This window comes from Curtobacterium sp. Arg-1 (genome assembly GCF_025643395.1).
GTDB lineage: Bacteria > Actinomycetota > Actinomycetes > Actinomycetales > Microbacteriaceae > Curtobacterium > Curtobacterium poinsettiae.
Window position 1 is genome coordinate 1,689,944 of the sequence record NZ_CP095731.1, and the last position, 19,004, is coordinate 1,708,947.

A 19,004-nucleotide genomic window follows, 5' to 3' on the forward strand; every position below is an offset into this window, starting at 1 on the left:
GTTCGGCGTCACCTGGGTGATCCCTGCTTGACGCGCGCATCAGTAAGGTTAGCCTTACCTCATGGACTCGACCGTCATCCCGTTCTCCGAGCTGCTGCGGCGACGCACGCGGCGCTCGCACGGTGCCTCGGCCACGAGCGGCTTCATGCAGGACCTGCTCGGCGGCGACTGCGACGTCGCCGACTACGCGGACCTGCTCGGACAGTACGCCTTCGTGTACGACGCGCTCGAGCGGGCGGCGGAGCGCATGGCTGACCACCCCGTGGCGGCGCCGTTCGTCACCGCGCAGCTCACCCGGATGCCGGCGATCCGCGCCGACCTGGAGTACCTGATCGGCCCGGACTGGTCCGAGCTGGTGTGCCCGCTGCCCGCGACGACCGCGTACGTGCGACGGCTGAACGAGGTCGCGGCCGAGTGGCCCGGCGGCTTCGTGGCACACCACTACACGCGGTACCTCGGCGACGTGTCCGGCGGGCACGTGATCGGGCAGGTGCTGGCGGAGCGGTTCGGGTTCGACACGAACGGGATCCTCTTCTACATCTTCGACCAGGTCGCCGACCCGAGCGACTTCGAGCACACCTACCGGGCCCAGCTCGACGCCGCGCCGTGGTCGGCCGACGAGCAGGACCGGGTGATCGCCGAGGTCGAGCTGGCCTACGAGCTGAACCGCGGGCTGCTCGCCGGCCTCGATGCCCGACGTGCGCCGTTCCGGCAGGAGCCGGGCGGGGCCTCCGTCCCGGCCTGACGCGGCAGCGGCAGCCCGGCACCGGGCCCGGACCCCGCCCCGCGTCCGTCCGGACGGTCGACGTCATGCGCCCCCGGGTGCCGATACGCTGCTGGGACCCGGGACCAGCCTCCCGGACGACCCGGAAAGGACTCCATGACGGCGATCGACGGATCTGCACGCCACGAGCGCGCGCGGGACGACGTCAGCGGTGCGGTCGACAGCGACCTGCGCGCCGACGTCCGGTACCTCGGCAACCTGCTCGGCCGGGTGCTGCGCGAGAACGGGGGCGACGAACTGCTCCACGACGTGGAGTCACTGCGCGCGGCCGTGATCGACGCCTACGAGGGCGACCACGCCGAGGGCGCCGCACGTGCCCAGGCGATCGTCTCGGGCATGTCGGCCGAACGCGCCGAGGCAGTGGCGCAGGCGTTCACCACCTACTTCCACCTGACGAACCTGGCCGAGGAGCACCACCGCGTGCGCGTCCTCCGGCAGCGCGGTGACGACGGCGGCGTGCCCGGGGACTCGTTCCCCGCCACGTACGCCGAGCTCGTCGCCGAGGTGGGCGAGGCCGAGGCGGCCGAGCGGCTCCGCACCCTGCGGTTCCACCCGGTGCTGACCGCCCACCCGACCGAGGCCCGCCGGCGCGCGGTCACGACGGGTGTCCGCCGCATCACGGACCTCATCGACGAGCGTGACCGTGCCCGCAACGCCACGGCCCGCGCCGAGAACGAGCGCCGCCTGCTCGAGGAGATCACGACCCTCCTGCGGACCTCGCCGCTCCGGACCACGCGGCCGACCCCGCTGGACGAGGTACGCACCGCGATGAGCGTGTTCGACCAGACCCTGTTCGAGATCGTCCCGCAGGTGTACCGCCTGCTCGACGACCGGCTGCAGGGCGACGACGCCGGCCGGGCGCCCGTGATCGCCCCCGCGTTCGTGCGCTTCGGCACCTGGATCGGCGGCGACCGCGACGGCAACCCGCACGTCACCGCCGACGTCACGCGTCAGGCCGCCGAGATCGCGGCGGAGCACATCCTGCTCGGCCTCGCCCGCGCGACGACCCGCATCGGCAGTGCCCTGACCCTCGACGCGAGCGACACCCCGGCCGACGCCGGGCTCACCGCCCTCGTCGCCGCGCAGGAGTCGCTCGACCCGGGCATCGCGGAGCGCATCGGTGTCCGCGCACCGAACGAGACGCACCGACGTGCGCTCCTGTTCGTCGCCGCGCGCATCGACGCCACCCGGACCGGCAGCACGACGCTGGCCTACGACGGGCCCGAGGCGCTGCTGGCCGACCTCCGTGTCATCCAGGCCTCGCTCATCGCCGCCGGTGCGATCCGACCGGCGAACGGTGAACTGCAGAACCTCCTCTGGCAGGTCGAGACCTTCGGGTTCCACCTGGCCGAGCTCGAGGTCCGCCAGCACTCGCAGGTGCACCGCACGGCCCTGGCCGAGATCCGCGCCGGTGGTGAACTGAGCGAGACCACGGAAGAGGTCCTCGCCGTCTTCCGCACGATCGCCGGGCTGCAGTCCCGCTACGGCGTCCGCGCGGCGAACCGGTACATCGTGTCCTTCACGCAGTCCCCGGCCGACCTGGCGAACGTGCACGAGCTCGCGGTCGCCGCGCTCGGGTCCGCCGAGGCCGCGCCGGTGCTCGACGTGATCCCGCTGTTCGAGACGTTCGCCGACCTGCACGCCAGTGTCGACATCCTCGACGAGGCCGTCCGCACCGAGGCGTTCCAGCGACGCCTCGCCGCGACCGGCCGTCGGCTCGAGGTCATGCTCGGGTACTCGGACTCGTCGAAGGACGTCGGCCCGGTGTCCGCGAACCTGGCGCTCTACGACGCCCAGGCCCGCATCGCCGACTGGGCCCGCGACAACGACATCGAGCTGACCCTGTTCCACGGCCGCGGCGGTTCGCTCGGCCGCGGTGGCGGTCCCGCGAACGAAGCCGTCCTGGCGCAGCCGCCGGGATCGATCGACGGTCGGCTGAAGCTCACCGAGCAGGGCGAGGTCATCTTCGCCCAGTACGGCGACCAGGACATCGCCGCCCGCCACCTCGAGCAGATGGCCTCGGCGACGCTCTTCGCGTCCTCGCCGTCCAACGAGGCACGGACCGCCGCCGCGGCCGCCCGCTTCGCCGACCTCGCCCAGCAGCTCGACGACGTCTCGCGCGTCGCCTTCTACGACCTGGTCAAGGCCGACGGGTTCGCGCCGTGGTTCGCCCGGGTCACCCCGATGGAGGAGATCGGCCTGCTGCCCCTCGGCTCCCGCCCGGCCCGTCGCGGGCTGTCGGTCGAGTCGCTGGAGGACCTCCGCGCCATCCCGTGGGTGTTCTCGTGGACGCAGGCGCGCATCAACCTCGCCGGCTGGTACGGGCTCGGATCGGCGCTCGAGGCCGTCGGCGACGTCGACGTGCTCCGCGCCGCCTACGCGGAGTGGCCGCTCTTCGCCGCGATGATCAAGAACGTCGAGATGTCGCTCGCGAAGACCGACGAGCACATCGCCCGCCGGTACCTCGAGCTCGCCGACCGTGACGACCTCGCCGCGAAGGTGCTCGACGAGATGGTCCGCACCCGCGACTGGGTGCTCCGCGTCTCCGGCGGCAGCGACGTGCTCGAGGACCGACCCGTCCTGGCCCGCGCCGTGCGCCTGCGCAGCCCGTACGTCGACGCCCTGTCGCACCTGCAGCTCCGCGCGCTGCGCGCCATCCGCACGTCCGGCAGCACGGACCCGACGGACGCCGACCACCGGCTCCTGCTGCTCACCGTGAACGGGATCGCCGCCGGCCTGCAGAACACGGGCTGACGCCCCCACCCCACGGACAGGAGGCCCGGTGCCAGCTGGCACCGGGCCTCCTGTCCGTCTCCGCGCACGTCCCGAGCCGCGCCCCCGAGCGGCCACGAAGTGTCGGCCGCGCGGTCGCCGCGCGACGGAACGCGACCGCTCGGCGTCTCGCGCCGCTGCCCTCGCCGAGGGGTCGCGACACGTCGGGTGGTCCCGGCCGAGTGGTCACGAAGCGTCGGCCGCGCGGTCGCCGGGCGACGGTACGCGACCACTCGGCGGACGTGAGCGGGGTGTCGTGACCGCTCGCGCTTCGCGCCGCTGCCCTCGCCGAGGGGTCGCGACACGTCGGGTGGCCCCGGCCGAGTGGTCACGAAGCGTCGGCTGCGCCGTCGCCGGGCGACGGAACGCGACCGCTGGAGCTTCGCGCCGCTGCCCTCGCCGAGGGGTCACGACACGTCGGGTGGACCCGGCCGAGTGGCCACGAAGCGTCGGCTGCGCGGTCGCCGGGCGACGGAACGCGACCGCTCGGCGGACGTGAGCGGGGTGTCGTGACCGCTCGCGCTTCGCGCCGCTGCCCTCGCCGAGGGGTCGCGACACGTCGGGTGGCCCCGGCCGAGTGGTCACGAAGCGTCGGCTGCGCCGTCGCCGGGCGACGGAGCGCGACCGCTCGGCGGACGTGAGCGGGGTGTCGTGGCCGCTCGCGGCGGCGGACGGGAGGCCCGTGGCGGGCCGGCACCGGGCCTCCCGTCCGTCCGCGTGCACGTCGCGGGCCCGCGATCCGTGAGCAGCAACGGTCGCGTCCGGCACCGCGACCCGACAGTTGCTGCTCACGAAGTGCCCTGTCGAATCGATTCGGGGACGCGTAGCGTGTCCGAGGTGACGACGGAGCGCATGCCGAGACCGACGACGACCGTGCTGCCCCCGATCGTGCCGCTGGCGCTCATCGTCGGGGTCTCGCCCTTCGCGACCGACATGTACATCCCGGCGCTCCCGGCCATCGCGCGGGACCTCGGGACGACCCCCGGCGCCGTGCAGCTGTCGCTCACGGCGTTCCTCGTCGCGTTCGCGGTGGGTCAGCTGCTGGTCGGCCCGGTGAGCGACGGGATCGGTCGTCGGCCGATGCTCGTCGCCGGGACCGCCCTGTTCGCCCTGGCGTCGGTCGGCTGCGCACTCGCCCCGGACGTCGTGACGCTGGTGGTGGCCCGCGTGGCGCAGGGACTCGCCGGTGCGGCCGGTGCTGTCGCGGGGCGGGCGATGGTGTCCGACGTGACGAGCGGTACCCGGATGGCGAAGGTGTTCGGCACCCTCGCGGCCATCAACGCGATCGGCCCCGTGGTCGCCCCGCTGGCCGGGGGAGCGGTGCTGACGATCGGCACGTGGCGGCTCATGTTCGTCGTGCTGGCGGTGCTCGGTGCCGTGTTCTTCGTGGCTGTGGTGCTGCGCTTCCGCGAGACCCTGCCGCCGGAGCGTCGCGGTGGCGTCGGGTTCGCGGCGAACGGGCAGCGCATCCGCGAACTCCTGGCGATCCCGCGCTTCCGGGCGTACGTGTTGAGCGGGGTGCTGTCGACGGTCGGGTTCTTCGCGTACATCGCGACGAGCTCGTTCGTGTTCCAGTCGGAGTACGGGTTCTCCGAAGGGCTGTACACGCTCGTCTTCGCCACGAACGCGTCGATGATGATCATCACCACGCTGCTGTTCGGCCGGCTCGTCGGGCGGGTCACCGAGGATGCCCTGCTGACCCTGGGCCTGGTCGTCGGGACCCTCGGTGCCACGGCCGTGGTGGTGTCGGCGCTCCTCGACCTCGGGCCGGTGCCGGTGTGGTGCGCACTCGCGGTCGTGACGGCCGCGTGGGGCTTCGTCCTGCCGGCTGCGATGACCCGGACGCAGCACGTCGGCTCGGCGCACCCGGGCACCGCGGCCGCGCTGCAGGGTGGGCTGACCTTCGGCATCGGTGGCCTCGGCACCCCGCTCGCCGGCGCCCTCGGCGGGACCGCGCTGGCCATGGGCGGGGTCATGGCGGCGCTGATGGCTGCGGCCGTCGTGGTGCAGGTGACGGCGACGCGGCGAAACCGGTCCCACACCTGAGGGTCTGAGCCGGTAGGTTGCTGGTTGCAAGGCGCACCGATCTGAGGAGACCCACCGAGATGGACATCGTCGTACACGAGGCGGAGACCGACACCGCCGTGCTGGAGTGCAGTGGCCGGCTCAACATGGTCTCCGCACCCACGTTCCGCGAGACCGTCGCCCAGATCGTCGGCAACGGGCGGTCGCGGCTCGTCGTCGAGCTCTCCGGCGTCGAGTTCATGGACTCCTCCGGCCTCGGCGCACTGGTCGGCAGCCTGAAGACCGCGCGACAGGCCGGCGGCGACCTCCGCATCGCGGCACCGTCGGAACAGGTGCAGATGGTGCTCAAGCTCTCCAACATCGACAAGATCCTGCGGACGTACCCCGACGGGGACGCCGCGGTGACCGACTGGTGATGACCGCCCCCGTCGCCGAGCACATGCTCGCACTGGCGTGCCCGCCGGACGACGTGTCCGCCGTGCACGAGTTCCTGGCGGGCGTGTGGCAGCACGAGCCGACCGTCTCCGCCGAGGACCGCATGGCCCTCGAGCTCGCACTCGTCGAACTCACCTCGAACGTCATCGAGCACGGCGCGCGTGCGGACGGTGTCTCGTGCGAACTCCGGCTCCAGGTCGGCAACGAGCGTGTCCAGGCGCTGCTCTCCGACGACGGGGTCGCCGCCACCGTGGACCCCGATGCCGCCGTGCTGCCGGACGACTTCGCCGAAGGTGGCCGCGGGCTGGCCCTCGTCCGCATGGTCGTCGACGACCTGCGGTACGAGCGCGTCGCGGACCGGAACCGCTGGACGGTCCTGCGGTCGCGGCACTGACCAGGACCAGCACCAGCAGCAGCACCGCTCATCCGCACAGCGCACTGCGCGGGCCGCAAACCGCAATGACGCGGAGACGATTGACGCGTTTCCCGGACACCGTGTCACGATTCGCCCGATGACTGTCGACCCTGATCCCCGGATCCGGTTCGAGACGTCCGGCGCCGGACTCGACGCGGCCGTGCAACTGTACGAAGAGGCCTACGGGAGTTCGGGGTTCTCGGCGTCCCGGACCGGTCGTCCGTTCGCGTACCGGTTCCAGGTCGTGGGCGACGACGCGATGACCTTCCGCTCCACCCGGTTCGACGGGCGGATGCGCGGCGAGGTCGAGGTCCCCGACGAGTACGTCGTGATGTGGACCTCGGACGGTGGCGGCCGCGTGGACGTCGGTCGGCAGGAGGTCGACTTCGCACCGGGGACGCCCCGGGTGTTCCCGTCGCGACGCCCCTTCGTGTTCGACCTGCAGGACGTCCGGCAGAGCCTGGTGCAGTTCGACCGCACGTACCTCGAAGGCCTCGCCGCCGAGGTGCACGGCACCCGGCCAGGCCCCCTGGTGTTCGACCACACCGCGGCGCCCCGGCCCCAGGACCTCCGCGCGTGGAACGCCCAGGTGCAGCGTGCGGCAGCCGTGGTGCTCGGTCAGGCGCCACTCACCGGCCTCGCCCTCGCCGAGACGGTGCGCGAGACCGCGCTGGCCTTCCTCGACACCTTCCCGCACGAGTCCATCGCCCCCGACGTCACACTGCCGCAGGGTGCAACCGGGCGCGTCCGCGAGGCCGTCGAGTTCATGCACGCCTTCGCACACACCCCGATCACGACGACCGACGTCGCCGAGCACGTCGGACTGAGCGTCCGGGGGTTGCAGCAGGCCTTCCAGCGGCAGGTCGGCACGGCACCGAACGCCATGCTCCGGGGCATCCGCCTGGACCGCGTGCACGAGGAGCTCCGACGCGGGTCCGCCGGTGACCTGACGGTGGCGAGCGTGGCACTGCGCTGGGGCTTCGCGCACCTCGGCCGGTTCTCGGCGGCGTACGCCTCGCGCTTCGGACAGTACCCGCGTGACACGCTGCAGCAGCCGCGGGGAGCGGTGCCGCACGCCTGACCGGGGCAGGACGCCCCGCGTCACACTCCGGCTCGGTGCGTCGCCGGTTCGCTACGCTGCCCGGATGAGCGGACCGCGACCGTGGGTGGTCATCCCGGGCATCTGGAACTCGGACCCCGACCACTGGCAGTCCGTCTGGGAGCGCAACCGGCAGCACGACGAGCGCGAGCGGCACGACCAGCGTGATCAGCAGACCCGCCGCGCCGTCCGCATCGCCCCCGACTCGTGGAGCGCCCCCGTCGCGGACGACTGGCGCGCCGCGATCTCGACGGCCGTCGCCGCGTGCAGCGAACCCCCGGTGCTCGTCGCCCACAGCCTCGGCGTCCTGGCCGCGGCCGACTGGCTCGCCACCACGACGACCGCACCTGCCCTGGTCGCCGGTGCCTTCCTGGTCGCACCGCCCGATCCGCTCGGCGACGCGTTCCCGGCCGAGGCATCGGGCTTCGCGCCGCCGCGTCCGGTGCCCCCGGAACAGCAGGTCCCGACGCACCTGGTCGTGAGCGACGACGACCCCTACTGCGGTGTATCCCGAGCCCTCGAGTTCGCCGCCGCGATGCGCGCGGACGTCGTCCGTGTTGGTGCCCTGGGGCACGTGAACGTCGCCAGCGGTGTCGGCGGCTGGCCGGCCGGCCGGGAGCTGCTGCGAACCTTCGAGGACGGCCTCCGACGGACGCGGTGACGGCGCGCCGCGACACGCCGCTCACTTCCGACCCGATATGGCAGGCGGTGCAGCGACACACCGCGGATGTCCCGCATTTCGGCCCGCGCGATATTTATCCTTCGGACATGGAGACCCAGTCCGGCGCACGCACCCCGCTCGTGGACCCGTTCGGCCGCGAGCTCGAGGAGTGGCTCCGCGACGCCCCGGCCACCCGCGCGCCGTACGTGCCGGACCTCGTCGTCCCGCCGGTCACCGGCCCCGTGCAGCGCCCCGGCTTCGTCGCGGACAGCACGACCACCACCGACGAGACGCTGGCTGCCGTCGCCGTCGCCGTCACCGCACCGGTCGACGCGACGACCGACTCGGCTCCCGTCGCGGCCCCGGCCTTCCGCCGCGACCGTGCCCGCCACGCCGCCGTCTGCGCCCCGTCGTTCCCCGAGCCGCCGGAGCGCCTGGCCCTGCGCATCGAGGACCTGGCCGTCGAGGTCTCGCGGTCCACGGGTCGCAGCACCATCGAACGCATCGTCCTGCTCGAGGACGAGGTCCGCCGCCGTGACGAGGACCTCGCGCGGCTCGCCGCGTGGGAGGCCACCGTCGCCGGCTCCGACGACCCCGAGGTGACGGCCGCCCGCGCCTTCGCCCACACCGTCTTCTCCGACCTGCTCGCCGACGCCGCCGCCGAGGCGGACCGCCGCGACCGTGCCGCAGCCCGTCGCGCAGCGACCGCGCCGGTGGCGCTCGTGACCCGGCCCGCGCGCCTCCCGGCGCGCGCAGCGCAGGACGCAACAGCAGTACACGACGCAACTGCAGCACAGGACGCGACCGCACCACAGGACGCGACCACAGCGCAGGACCCGACACCCACCCGGGAACCCGCCCCGGTCGTGGAACTCGTCGTCCCGGAACGCGACGAACCCGTCCGACCGGTGCTGGGCCTCCCGGCCGTGTCGCCGGTGTCCGCGTCCACGCGACCCACCCCGCTCGTCCTGCCCGCCACGGGCCCGACGGTCATCGACCGCGCGGCCTTCGCCGCCGCCCTCACGGCGCACCAGGGCACCACCGCGAGCACGCCGGTCGTCCTACCGGACGCCGTCGCCGCACCCGTCGTCCCGGCTCCGGTCGCGGACGCCGCCGACGCGGCGGTCACCACGACGCCGGGCCCGGCCGGCTGGTGGACGCGACTCGTCGAGCGTCTGCTCGGCCTGCTCGGTCGTCGCTGACCGTCCTCGGTCCGGCCCTCGTCCGGTTGCACCGGCTCCGGTTGCACCGGCTCCGGTCGCACCGGATCCGGCTGCACTGCCTCCGGTTGCACCGCCTGGAGGCCCGGATCACCCCACACGGTCCGGCTGCCCGTGGCGGGGCGGTCGCCTCGGTAGACTGACGGGATGCCGACGCTCCGCGAACTCCAGGCCGTGATCGAGGACCTGTGGCCCGCCGCCGGTGCCGAGTCGTGGGATGCCGTCGGGCTCGTCGCGGGTGACCCGGACGCCACCGTCGAGCACGTGCACCTCGCCGTCGACGCGGTCCCCGCCACCGCCCGTGAGGCCGTGGAGCTCGGCGCCGGGCTCCTCCTGACGCACCACCCGCTGCTGCTCCGCGGGGTGACGACGATCGCCGAGTCCACCTACAAGGGCAGCGTCCTCGCGACCCTCGTGCGCGGCGGCAGCGCCCTGCTCGCGGCACACACCAACGCCGATGTCGTGACGACCGGCACCTCGGCCGTCCTCGCAGACCGCCTCGGGCTGACCGCGCAGCGCCCGCTCGACGTCGGAGCCGACCCTGACACCGGCATCGGTCGCGTCGGTGTCCTGCCCGCGGCGACCACCCTCGGCGCGCTCGCCCGGAAGCTCGTCGACATGCTGCCGCCCACCGCGACCGGGGTCCGCGTCTCCGGCGACTTCGACCAGCCCGTCCACACCGTGGCGCTCTGCGCCGGTGCCGGCGACTCCCTGCTCGGGCATCCGGCGGTCCTGGACGCCGACGTCTACCTCACGAGCGACCTCCGGCACCACCCGGCGTCCGAGTTCCGCGAACAGGCACTGCTCGGCGGCGGACCCGCGCTCATCGACACCTCGCACTGGGCCACCGAGTGGCTCTGGCTCGACGTCGCGGCAGAGCAGCTCCGCGCCCACGCCGGGGTCCGCGTCACCGTGAGCGACCTCCGTACCGACCCGTGGGACTTCGCCGTCCTGCCGGCCGCCGAACCCACCACCCCCACAGAAGGAGCCTGACCATGAAGGCAGCACCCGAGGACCAGGTCATCCTCCTCGACGTCCAGCGTCTCGACAACGACGTCACCCGCATCGCGCACCGCATCACGTCGCTGCAGAAGGGCGACCGGCTGACAGAGCTGAGCAAGCAGGCCGCGGGCCTCCGCAGCGAACTCGTCGCCGCCACGGGCGAGGTCGAGGACGCCGAGCGCGACCTCGCCCGTCTGGAGTCCGACACCGCGGTCGCGCAGGCCCGTGTCGAGCGCGACACCACGATGCTGCAGAACGTCGCGAACGCGAAGGACGCCGCCGGACTGCAGAGCGAGCTCGACTCGCTGCAGCGGCGCATCGGGGGGCTCGAGACCGCCGAGCTCGAGATCATGGAGAACCTCGACGGGCTCCGTGCCCGGGTCGGCGACATCGAGGGCAAGCTGGCCGAGGTGGAGTCCGCTCGCAGCGGTCTGGTCGCCGAGCGCGACGCCGAGATCGCCCGGCTGAACGCCGACCGCGAGTCCGCCGAGCAGGCCCGCGCCGACGTCGCCGCGAAGGTGCCGGCCGAGCTGCTCGCCCTGTACGACCGGCAGCGTGCTCGCTACGGCTTCGGCGCCTCGCTGCTGCAGGGTGGCGTGTCGACGGCCTCGGGCGTGGCGCTCAACAACTCCGACCTGCAGACCATCCGCCGGGCTGCGCCCGACGACGTGGTGCTGTGCCCCGACAGCGACGCGATCCTGGTGCGGACGGCCGAGTCCGGGCTGTAGACGCGAGCGACGTCCGGAGCGGAGGCGCGGTGCCGGCTGGTGCCGCGCCTCCGGTCCGTCGTGGGCTGGTCGCAACGCGTCGCCTGCGGCGGTGCCGGCCGACGGTTGTCGACCACGCGGCGAAGCTGGGCGGGGAGTCGTGACCGCCCGTGCCGCCCGACGGGAGGTTCGTGGTTGCGCCGCGCCGCGCCTCCGGTCCGTCGTGGGCTGGTCGCAACGCGTCGCTCGCGTTGCGCCGGTCGGTCAGGAAGTGTCGGCTGCGGCGGTGCCGGCCGACGGTTGGTGACCACGCGGCGAACCTGAACGGGGAGTCGTGACCCCGTGCGCCGCCCGGCGGGGGGCCCGTGGCGGCGCCGCGCCGCGCCTCCGGTCCGTCGTGGGCTGGTCGCAACGCGTCGCTCGCGTTGCGCCGGTCGGTCAGGAAGTGTCGGCTGCGGCGGTGCCGGCCGACGGTTGGTGACCACGCGGCGAACCTAAGCGGGGAGTCGTGACCGCCCGTGCCGCCCGGCGGGAGGCTCGTGGTTGCGCCGCGCCGCGCCTCCGGTCCGTCGTGGGCTCATCGCAACGCGTCGCTCGCGTTGCGCCGGTCGGTCAGGAAGTGTCGGCTGCGGCGGTGCCGGCCGACGGTTGGTGACCACGCGGCGAACCTGAGCGGGGAGTCGTGACCGCCCGTGCCGCCCGGCGGGAGGCTCGTGGTTGCGCCGCGCCGCGCCTCCGGTCCGTCGTGGGCTGGTCGCAACGCGTCGCTCGCGTTGCGCCGACTGGTCACAAAGTGTCGGCTGCGGCGGTGCCGGCCGACGGTTGGTGACCACGCGGCGAACCTGAGCGGGGAGTCGTGACCGCGCGCGCCGAGCGCGCCGAGCGCGCGCCGGCCAACACGGCACCGAGAAGGGGCGAATGGGCCGGCCGTACGCCGGGTTCTGTCCCGCCGCTTGCACGGCGGTGACGGCCATCTCTCTCGGACCGACGTTGCCGTCGGCCTCCAGCGGTCTACCCGAGGACTCGGCGAGCAGCCTCAACGTCCTCTGTCTGACCTTGCTCCGGGCGAGGTTTACCGAGCGGATCCGGTCACCCGGACCCCTGGTGGTCTCTTACACCACCGTTTCACCCTTACCGACGTTGCCGCCGGCGGTCTGCTTTCTGTGGCACTGTCTCGCGGATTGCTCCGGGTGGGTGTTACCCACCGCCCTGCTCTGTGGAGCCCGGACGTTCCTCGGCGCTCCCGGGGGAGCGACGCGACCGTCTCACCGACCCATTCGCTGGTGCGAGTCTACCCGGGTCCGCGGCGCCCGTCGCGGTGCCCGACGCCGCCCGACGCAGGACGTGCGCGCGACCTGCGCGCGTCGCTGATGAGAACGGGCGTCCCTGGTCGGAAGTTGCGACCGGGTACGCCCGTTTCGACCAGGTACGCCCGCGACGGGCCCAGCGCTACCGACTCCGCGCGGCCAGGGTCGCGGCGCCGATGATGCCGGCGTTGTTGCGGAGCGTCGCGGGGATGATGTCCGCCTGCAGATCGAGCAGCGGGAGGAACTCCTCGTACTGCTTCGAGACCCCGCCGCCGACGACGAAGAGTTCGGGGGAGAGCAGCGCCTCGAGCGTCGAGTAGTACTTCTGCAGGCGCTTCGCCCAGTGCTTCCACGACAGGTCGTCGCGCTCCTTGGCGGCGAACGAGGCGCGGGACTCGGCGTCGTGCCCCTCGATCTCCAGGTGGCCGAACTCGGAGTTGACGATGAGCACGCCGTCGTTGATGAGCGCGGTGCCGATGCCGGTGCCGAGCGTCGTCACGATGACCAGGCCGTCCTTGCCCTTGGCCGCACCGAACTGCTGCTCGGCGAACCCGGCGGCGTCGGCGTCGTTGACGAAGTGGATGGAGCGGCCGAGTTCCTTCTCGAACAGCGCCTCGGCCTCGAAGCCGATCCACTTCTTCGACACGTTCGCGGCGGACATCGTCTTGCCGTCCCGCACGATCGCCGGGAAGCAGACCCCGACGGGGACGTCGTCACCGGGGGCGAGCTCACCGATGATCTCCTTGACCACCGCCGTGATGTCCTGGGGCTTCCCGCCCTCGGGCGTGGCCTTCTTGATGCGGTCCGTGGTGAGGGCACCGGACGCGACGTCGACGATCGCGCCCTTGATGCCCGTACCACCGATGTCGACGCCGACTGCGAGGGAGGTCATGAGGTTGTCGTGCCTTTCGGTTGCCTGCCGGAGGTGTCCGGTCAGGAGACGGTGAGGAGCTCCGCGCCGCGTTCGGTGACGACGAGGGTGTGCTCGAACTGCGCGGTCCACGACTTGTCGCGGGTCGACACGGTCCAGCCGTCGGACCAGATGTCGGCTTCGATGCCGCCGAGTGTGAGCATGGGCTCGATGGTGAACACCATGCCGGGTTCGATCACCGTGTCGTACTGCGGTGCGTCGTGGTGGGGGATGATCAGGCCGGAGTGGAAGGCCCGACCGACGCCGTGTCCGGTGTAGTCGCGGACGACGCCGTAGCCGAAGCGCTTCGCGTACGCCTCGATGGCACGACCGATGACGTTGACCTGGCGACCGGGGGCGACGGCCTTGATGCCGCGCTCGAGGGCGAGGCGCGTGCGGGTCACGAGGTCCTCGACCTCCTGCGACGCCTGGCCGACGACGAACGTCCGGTTCGTGTCGCCGTGCATGCCGTCCTTGTAGGCGGTGATGTCGATGTTGACGAGGTCGCCCTCCTGCAGGACGGTGTCGTCGGGGATGCCGTGGCAGATGACCTCGTTGAGGCTCGAGCAGAGCGACTTCGGGTAGCCGCGGTACCCGAGCGTGGAGGGGTAGGCACCGTGCGCGACGACGAACTCGTGCCCGATGCGGTCGAGCTCGTCGGTGGTCACGCCAGGGCGGATCGCCTGCCCGACGGCGTCGATGGCCCGCGACGCGATGCGTCCGGCGACCCGGATGCGCTCGACCTCGTCGGGCGTGTAGGTGTCACCGAGGCCGTGCTCGTGCGGCTCGACCTTCCCGACGTACTCCGGACGCTCGATGTCCTTCGGGACGGCGCGGTGCGGGGAGATCCGGCCGGCGGTCAGGTGTCCGTGTTCGTCCCGGGGCATGGCGACCACTCTAGCCGCGGCGCGACGCGCCGAGCGCAACGGCTGCACGGTGCGGCCTGGCTGGGTGGACGCGACCGCCTGGAGGCCCGGTGCCGGTCCGCCGGACCGGCACCGGGCCTCCAGGGCGTCACGTGGGTACGGTGGGCGGCATGAGCGACGAACGCATCGAGTCCCAGTGGTGGTTCAACGACAAGACCGGCCAGGTCGAGCAGGGTCCCCAGTCGCCGCAGCGCGACCGGATCGGCCCGTTCGAGTCGCGCGAGGAGGCGCAGCACGCGCTCGACCGCATCGCCGCGAACAACGAGAAGTGGGACGCCGAGGACCGCTGAGCACCGCGGTCGGCGGCCTGTCGGCACCCTGGTGACGGCGCGTCGCACGGCCCCGCGCACACCGCCGGACCACTAGCCTGGGACGAGGCCCGCCAGCGGCCACCCGATACACGGAAAGGTCGTGCATGGACAAGCAGACGGACTTCGTGCTCCGCACCATCGAGGAGCGCGGGATCAAGTTCATCCGACTCTGGTTCACGGACGTCATCGGGACGCTGAAGTCGGTGGCGATCGCCCCGGCCGAGGTCGAGGGCGCGTTCGCCGAGGGCATCGGGTTCGACGGCTCCGCGATCGAGGGCCTCACCCGTTCGTACGAGGCCGACGTCCTGGCACACCCGGACCCCTCGACGTTCCAGATCCTGCCGTGGCGCGGCGAGATCGACCCCACCGCGCGGATGTTCTGCGACATCACGACGCCGGACGGGCAGCCCGCCGTGGCCGACCCCCGCAACGTGCTGAAGCGCACCCTGGCGCGGGCGAGCGACCGCGGGTTCACGTTCTACACGCACCCCGAGATCGAGTTCTACCTGCTGAAGAGCCGCGAGTGGAAGGACGGCGGCCCGCAGCCCGTCGACCAGGCCGGCTACTTCGACAACGTCCCCGGTGGCAGCGCGCACGACTTCCGCCGTCGGTCCGTCCGCATGCTCGAGGACCTCGGCATCTCGGTCGAGTTCTCGCACCACGAGGCCGGCCCCGGGCAGAACGAGATCGACCTCCGCTACGCCGACGCACTGACGATGGCGGACAACATCATGACGTTCCGCACCGTGGTGAAGGAAGTGGCGATCGAGCAGGGCGTCTACGCGACGTTCATGCCGAAGCCGATCTCCGGCCAGCCCGGCTCCGGCATGCACACCCACGTCTCGTTGTTCGAGGGCGACCAGAACGCCTTCTACGAGGCGGGCGGCCAGTACCAGCTGTCGCAGACGGCCAAGCACTTCATCGCCGGTGTGCTGAAGCACGCGCCGGAGATCACCGCGGTGACGAACCAGTTCGTCAACTCGTACAAGCGGCTCTGGGGCGGCGACGAGGCCCCGTCCTTCGTGACCTGGGGACACAACAACCGTTCGGCCCTGGTGCGCGTGCCGCTCTACAAGCCGAACAAGGGCCAGTCCGCACGCATCGAGTACCGCGGCATCGACTCGGCGGCGAACCCGTACCTGGCGTACTCGCTGCTGCTCGCCGCCGGCCTCAAGGGCATCGAGGAGGAGTACGAGCTCCCCGCCGAGGCCGAGCACGACGTCTGGAGCCTCAGCGACTCGGAGCGGAAGGCCCTCGGGTACAGCCAGCTGCCGTCGAGCCTCGACCACGCCCTGAGCCTCATGGAGGACTCCGAGCTGGTCGCCGAGACCCTCGGCGAGCAGGTGTTCAACTTCGTGCTGCTCAACAAGCGGCAGGAGTGGAAACGCTACCGCGACCAGGTCACCCCGTTCGAGCTCGACACCAACCTCGGCGCGCTCTAGAACCGAGCGCCCTGACCCCTCGGGAGCACGTTCCACATGACCGGTCGGACGACGACGTCACGTTCGGAGCTGGCCCGTCTGGGGTTCGCCGAGCTGTCGGAGAGCCTGGAGCGCGCTGGAGACCTGGAGGCCCGGTTCGGCCCCGACGTGCCGCTGCCGGTCGCGGGGTCTGCCGCGCTCTGGGGCGGTACCGCTGATCCCGACGGCGCCCTGCGGATGCTCGAGCGGCTGCTCGAGCGGGCACCGGACGAGCTACGCCCCGTCCTGACGGACGACGCGGCGACCGCGCGCCTGATCCACCTGCTCGGCGCGTCGATCGGCCTCGGGGAGTTCCTGCACCGACGGCCCGCCGAACTCGACCTGCTGCTCGAGCCGGTCGCCGAACCGTGGTCGCAGGAGCGGTACACGGCGTCGCTGACCGAGGCGGTCGACGGCGCCACGGGTGAGGACGCCCGGATGCGCCTGCGCGTGCGGTACCGCCGGCACCTGGCCCAGATCGCGCTGTTCGACGTGCTGCACGACGTGCCGACCGATGCGTTCCCCGCCGTGGCGGCGGGCCTCGCCGACCTGGCCGGCGCCACCCTCGACGCTGCCGTCGACATCGCCCGGCGCGAGGTGCCGTTCCCCGCGGCCGACGTCGCGGCCACCCCGCTCGCGGTGATCGCGATGGGCAAGGCCGGGGCGCGCGAACTCAACTACGTCAGCGACGTCGACGTCATCTTCGTCACCGAGTCGACCGACGACATCGCCGTCGACCGCGCCGTCCTCGTCTCCACGCGCATCGCGATCGCCGCCATGCACGCGATCACCGACCTCGCCGCCGAACCCGCCCTGTGGGAGGTCGACGCGAACCTGCGCCCCGAGGGCAAGGACGGAGCACTCGTCCGCACCCTCGACTCGCACGTGGCGTACTACGAGCGCTGGGCGAAGGGGTGGGAGTTCCAGGCGCTGCTGAAGGCCCGTCCGATCGCCGGCTCCGCCGACCTGGGCGCCCGCTACGCCGAGGCCGTCGCGTCGTTCGTGTGGAACTCCGCGACCCGGCCGGGGTTCGTCGAGTCGGTGCAGCGGATGCGCGAGCGTGTGACGGAGCACATCCCGGACGCCGACGTCGACCGGCAGCTCAAGCTCGGCCCCGGCGGCCTGCGTGACGTCGAGTTCACGGTGCAGCTCCTGCAGCTCGTGCACGGCCGCGACGACCCGTCCGTCCGGGTCCGGTCGACGCTCGAGGCCATGGACGCGCTGACCGACGCCGGGTACGTCGGCCGTGCCGAGGCCGCGCGGTTCGGGCCGGACTACGCCCTGCTCCGCGTGCTCGAACACCGGATCCAGCTCCGCCGCCTGCAGCGGACGCACCTGATGCCCTCCGACGAGGAGGAGCTGCGGGTGCTCGCCCGGTCGAGCGGTGTCGCGGCATCGGCGCCGGCGCTCGAGGCCCGCTGGCGTGCTGTGAAGCTCGAGGTCCGTGGGCTGCACGAGCGCCTGTTCTACCGTCCGCTGCTGTCCGCCGTGGCTTCGACCGAGGACGAGATCGTCCTGACCAACGACCAGGTCGTCGACCGCCTGGCAGGCGTCGGTTTCGTCGATCCCACCGGCGCGGTCGGTCACATCCGCGCACTCACCCAGGGCACGAGCCGGCGTGCGGCGATCCAGCGGAACCTGCTCCCGGTGCTCCTGCGGTGGATGGCCGAGGGACCGGCACCGGACCGCGCCCTGCTCGCCTTCCGGCGGCTGAGCGACGGCCTGGGGGAGTCGAGCTGGTTCCTCCGGATGCTGCGGGACTCCTCCGGTGCCGCGCACTCGCTCACCACCGTGCTGTCCGAGTCGGCGTTCCTGTCCGGGCTGCTCGAGCGGTTCCCCGAGGCCGTGGCCTGGCTCGACGAACCCGAGGCGCTGCTGCGTCCACGACCGATGGACTCGCTGCTCGCCGAGATGACCGCGACCACCGCCCGGCACGGCAACGACGTCGACGGCGCCGCGGCCCTGCTGCGGTCGGCCCGCCGCCGCGAGACCCTGCGGCTCGGCATGGCCGCCGTCCTCGGCTCGCTCGACGTCGACGGTCTCGGCCCGGCCCTGACCGACGTCACCGAGGCCACCCTCGCCGGAGCCCTCGCACTCGCCCGCCGCGACGCCCCCGAGGGCTTCGAGTTCGGCATCATCGCGATGGGCCGGTACGGCGGACGGGAGCTCGGCTTCGGGTCCGACGCCGACGTGCTGTACGTGTACCGGGCACCCGACCTTGCACCCGAGGTCGCGTCCCGGACCGCCCAGACGATCGTGCGCGAGCTCAACCGGCTCACCGAGGACACGATCCACCCGCTCGACCTGGACATCGACCTGCGGCCCGAGGGCAAGAACGGCCCCGTCGTACGGACCCTCGAGTCGTACGGCGCCTACTACGCCCGCTGGTCGCTCACGTGGGAGGCCCAGGCGCTCCTCCGCGCACGGGGCGCCGTCGGCGACGCGCAGCTCCTCCGCGACTTCGAGCACCTCGCCGACCGCACCCGGTACCCGGAACAGATCGACGACCACCAGGTGCGCGAGGTCCGCCGCATCAAGGCCCGGGTGGAGTCCGAGCGGCTGCCCCGCGGCGCGGACCCGGCCAGGCACCTCAAGCTCGGGCGCGGGTCGCTCAGCGACGTGGAGTGGTTCGTGCAACTCCTGCAGCTGCAGCACGCGCTCGAGATCCCCTCGCTCCGGACCACGTCCACGCTCGAGGCCCTCGACGCCGCGGTCGACGCCGGACTGGTCGGTGCCGAGGACGGCGAGCGGCTCGGAGCCGCCTGGCGTTTCGCGTCGCGCACCCGCAGCGCTCTCGTGCTGTGGTCGGGGAAGACCACCGACGTCCTGCCCGTCGATCGCGTCCAGCTCGAGGGTGTCGCTCGTCTGATGGAGTACCCGCCGGGCTCCGCGAGCCGTCTCGAGGACGACTACCTCGGCATCACGCGGCGAGCCCGACAGGTGTTCGAGCGCGAGTTCTACGGCGCCTGA

Annotated in this window: 15 protein-coding genes and 1 other RNA gene; 13 read left to right on the forward strand and 3 right to left on the reverse strand. The window is 72.6% G+C overall.

The genetic code is table 11. The features are described 5' to 3' along the window. The first annotated feature begins 61 nt into the window (after positions 1-61). The 10 genes from MXD64_RS08175 to MXD64_RS08220 all read left to right on the forward strand — a co-directional run bounded on the left by MXD64_RS08175 (position 62) and on the right by MXD64_RS08220 (position 11,141). Complete coding sequence (locus MXD64_RS08175) at positions 62-745, forward strand: biliverdin-producing heme oxygenase (protein ID WP_263137393.1); 684 nt, start codon at positions 62-64, stop codon at positions 743-745. Positions 746-880: 135 nt separating this feature from the next. Continuing rightward, entirely contained in the window at positions 881-3,538 is a 2,658-nt protein-coding gene (locus MXD64_RS08180; RefSeq protein WP_042537011.1) for a phosphoenolpyruvate carboxylase, read from the forward strand. Between the two features lie 855 nt (positions 3,539-4,393). Beyond that, positions 4,394-5,602, forward strand: coding sequence for a multidrug effflux MFS transporter (locus MXD64_RS08185; protein ID WP_235517477.1), 1,209 nt, complete (start codon positions 4,394-4,396; stop codon positions 5,600-5,602). A gap of 59 nt (positions 5,603-5,661) precedes the next feature. Then, positions 5,662-5,997 (forward strand): STAS domain-containing protein, encoded by a 336-nt coding sequence (locus MXD64_RS08190; protein WP_017886068.1) that lies wholly within the window; start codon positions 5,662-5,664, stop codon positions 5,995-5,997. Continuing rightward, positions 5,997-6,410, forward strand: a complete 414-nt coding sequence (locus MXD64_RS08195; protein ID WP_017886069.1) for an ATP-binding protein — start codon at positions 5,997-5,999, stop codon at positions 6,408-6,410. Before MXD64_RS08190 ends, MXD64_RS08195 begins: the two co-directional genes overlap by 1 nt. A 118-nt stretch (positions 6,411-6,528) precedes the next feature. Then, entirely contained in the window at positions 6,529-7,512 is a 984-nt protein-coding gene (locus MXD64_RS08200; RefSeq protein ID WP_056068438.1) for a helix-turn-helix transcriptional regulator, read from the forward strand. 64 nt (positions 7,513-7,576) lie between these two features. Next, positions 7,577-8,191: an RBBP9/YdeN family alpha/beta hydrolase gene (locus MXD64_RS08205; RefSeq protein ID WP_259552448.1), complete on the forward strand. Its 615-nt coding sequence runs from the start codon at positions 7,577-7,579 to the stop codon at positions 8,189-8,191. A gap of 107 nt (positions 8,192-8,298) precedes the next feature. Continuing rightward, a complete protein-coding gene (locus MXD64_RS08210) occupies positions 8,299-9,393 on the forward strand; it encodes a hypothetical protein (RefSeq protein ID WP_263137394.1) in 1,095 nt (364 codons plus the stop codon). Between the two features lie 165 nt (positions 9,394-9,558). Continuing rightward, positions 9,559-10,404 (forward strand): Nif3-like dinuclear metal center hexameric protein, encoded by an 846-nt coding sequence (locus tag MXD64_RS08215; RefSeq protein WP_214562124.1) that lies wholly within the window; start codon positions 9,559-9,561, stop codon positions 10,402-10,404. Between the two features lie 2 nt (positions 10,405-10,406). Further along, a complete protein-coding gene (locus tag MXD64_RS08220) occupies positions 10,407-11,141 on the forward strand; it encodes a zinc ribbon domain-containing protein (RefSeq protein WP_259552454.1) in 735 nt (244 codons plus the stop codon). An 894-nt stretch (positions 11,142-12,035) separates the two neighbouring features. On the opposite strand, the gene rnpB is transcribed toward MXD64_RS08220, so the two are convergent. The 3 genes from rnpB to map form a co-directional block, all read right to left on the reverse strand. Next, an RNA gene (gene rnpB, locus MXD64_RS08225) (RNase P RNA component class A) lies at positions 12,036-12,396 on the reverse strand. Positions 12,397-12,569: 173 nt separating this feature from the next. Next, positions 12,570-13,319 (reverse strand): polyphosphate--glucose phosphotransferase, encoded by a 750-nt coding sequence (ppgK, locus tag MXD64_RS08230; protein WP_042537019.1) that lies wholly within the window; start codon positions 13,317-13,319, stop codon positions 12,570-12,572. A gap of 41 nt (positions 13,320-13,360) precedes the next feature. Then, positions 13,361-14,224, reverse strand: a complete 864-nt coding sequence (gene map, locus MXD64_RS08235; protein WP_263137395.1) for a type I methionyl aminopeptidase — start codon at positions 14,222-14,224, stop codon at positions 13,361-13,363. A gap of 149 nt (positions 14,225-14,373) precedes the next feature. Here map and MXD64_RS08240 point away from each other — a divergent pair, with 149 nt between their 5' ends. From MXD64_RS08240 to MXD64_RS08250, 3 genes are all read left to right on the forward strand, one after another. After that, complete coding sequence (locus MXD64_RS08240; protein ID WP_017886076.1) at positions 14,374-14,553, forward strand: SPOR domain-containing protein; 180 nt, start codon at positions 14,374-14,376, stop codon at positions 14,551-14,553. 125 nt (positions 14,554-14,678) lie between these two features. Next, the gene (gene glnA / locus MXD64_RS08245) at positions 14,679-16,016 is read left to right on the forward strand and encodes a type I glutamate--ammonia ligase (protein ID WP_071251070.1); all 1,338 of its coding nucleotides are present in this window, start codon (positions 14,679-14,681) and stop codon (positions 16,014-16,016) included. Positions 16,017-16,052: 36 nt separating this feature from the next. Next, positions 16,053-19,004, forward strand: a complete 2,952-nt coding sequence (locus tag MXD64_RS08250) for a bifunctional [glutamine synthetase] adenylyltransferase/[glutamine synthetase]-adenylyl-L-tyrosine phosphorylase (RefSeq protein ID WP_263137396.1) — start codon at positions 16,053-16,055, stop codon at positions 19,002-19,004.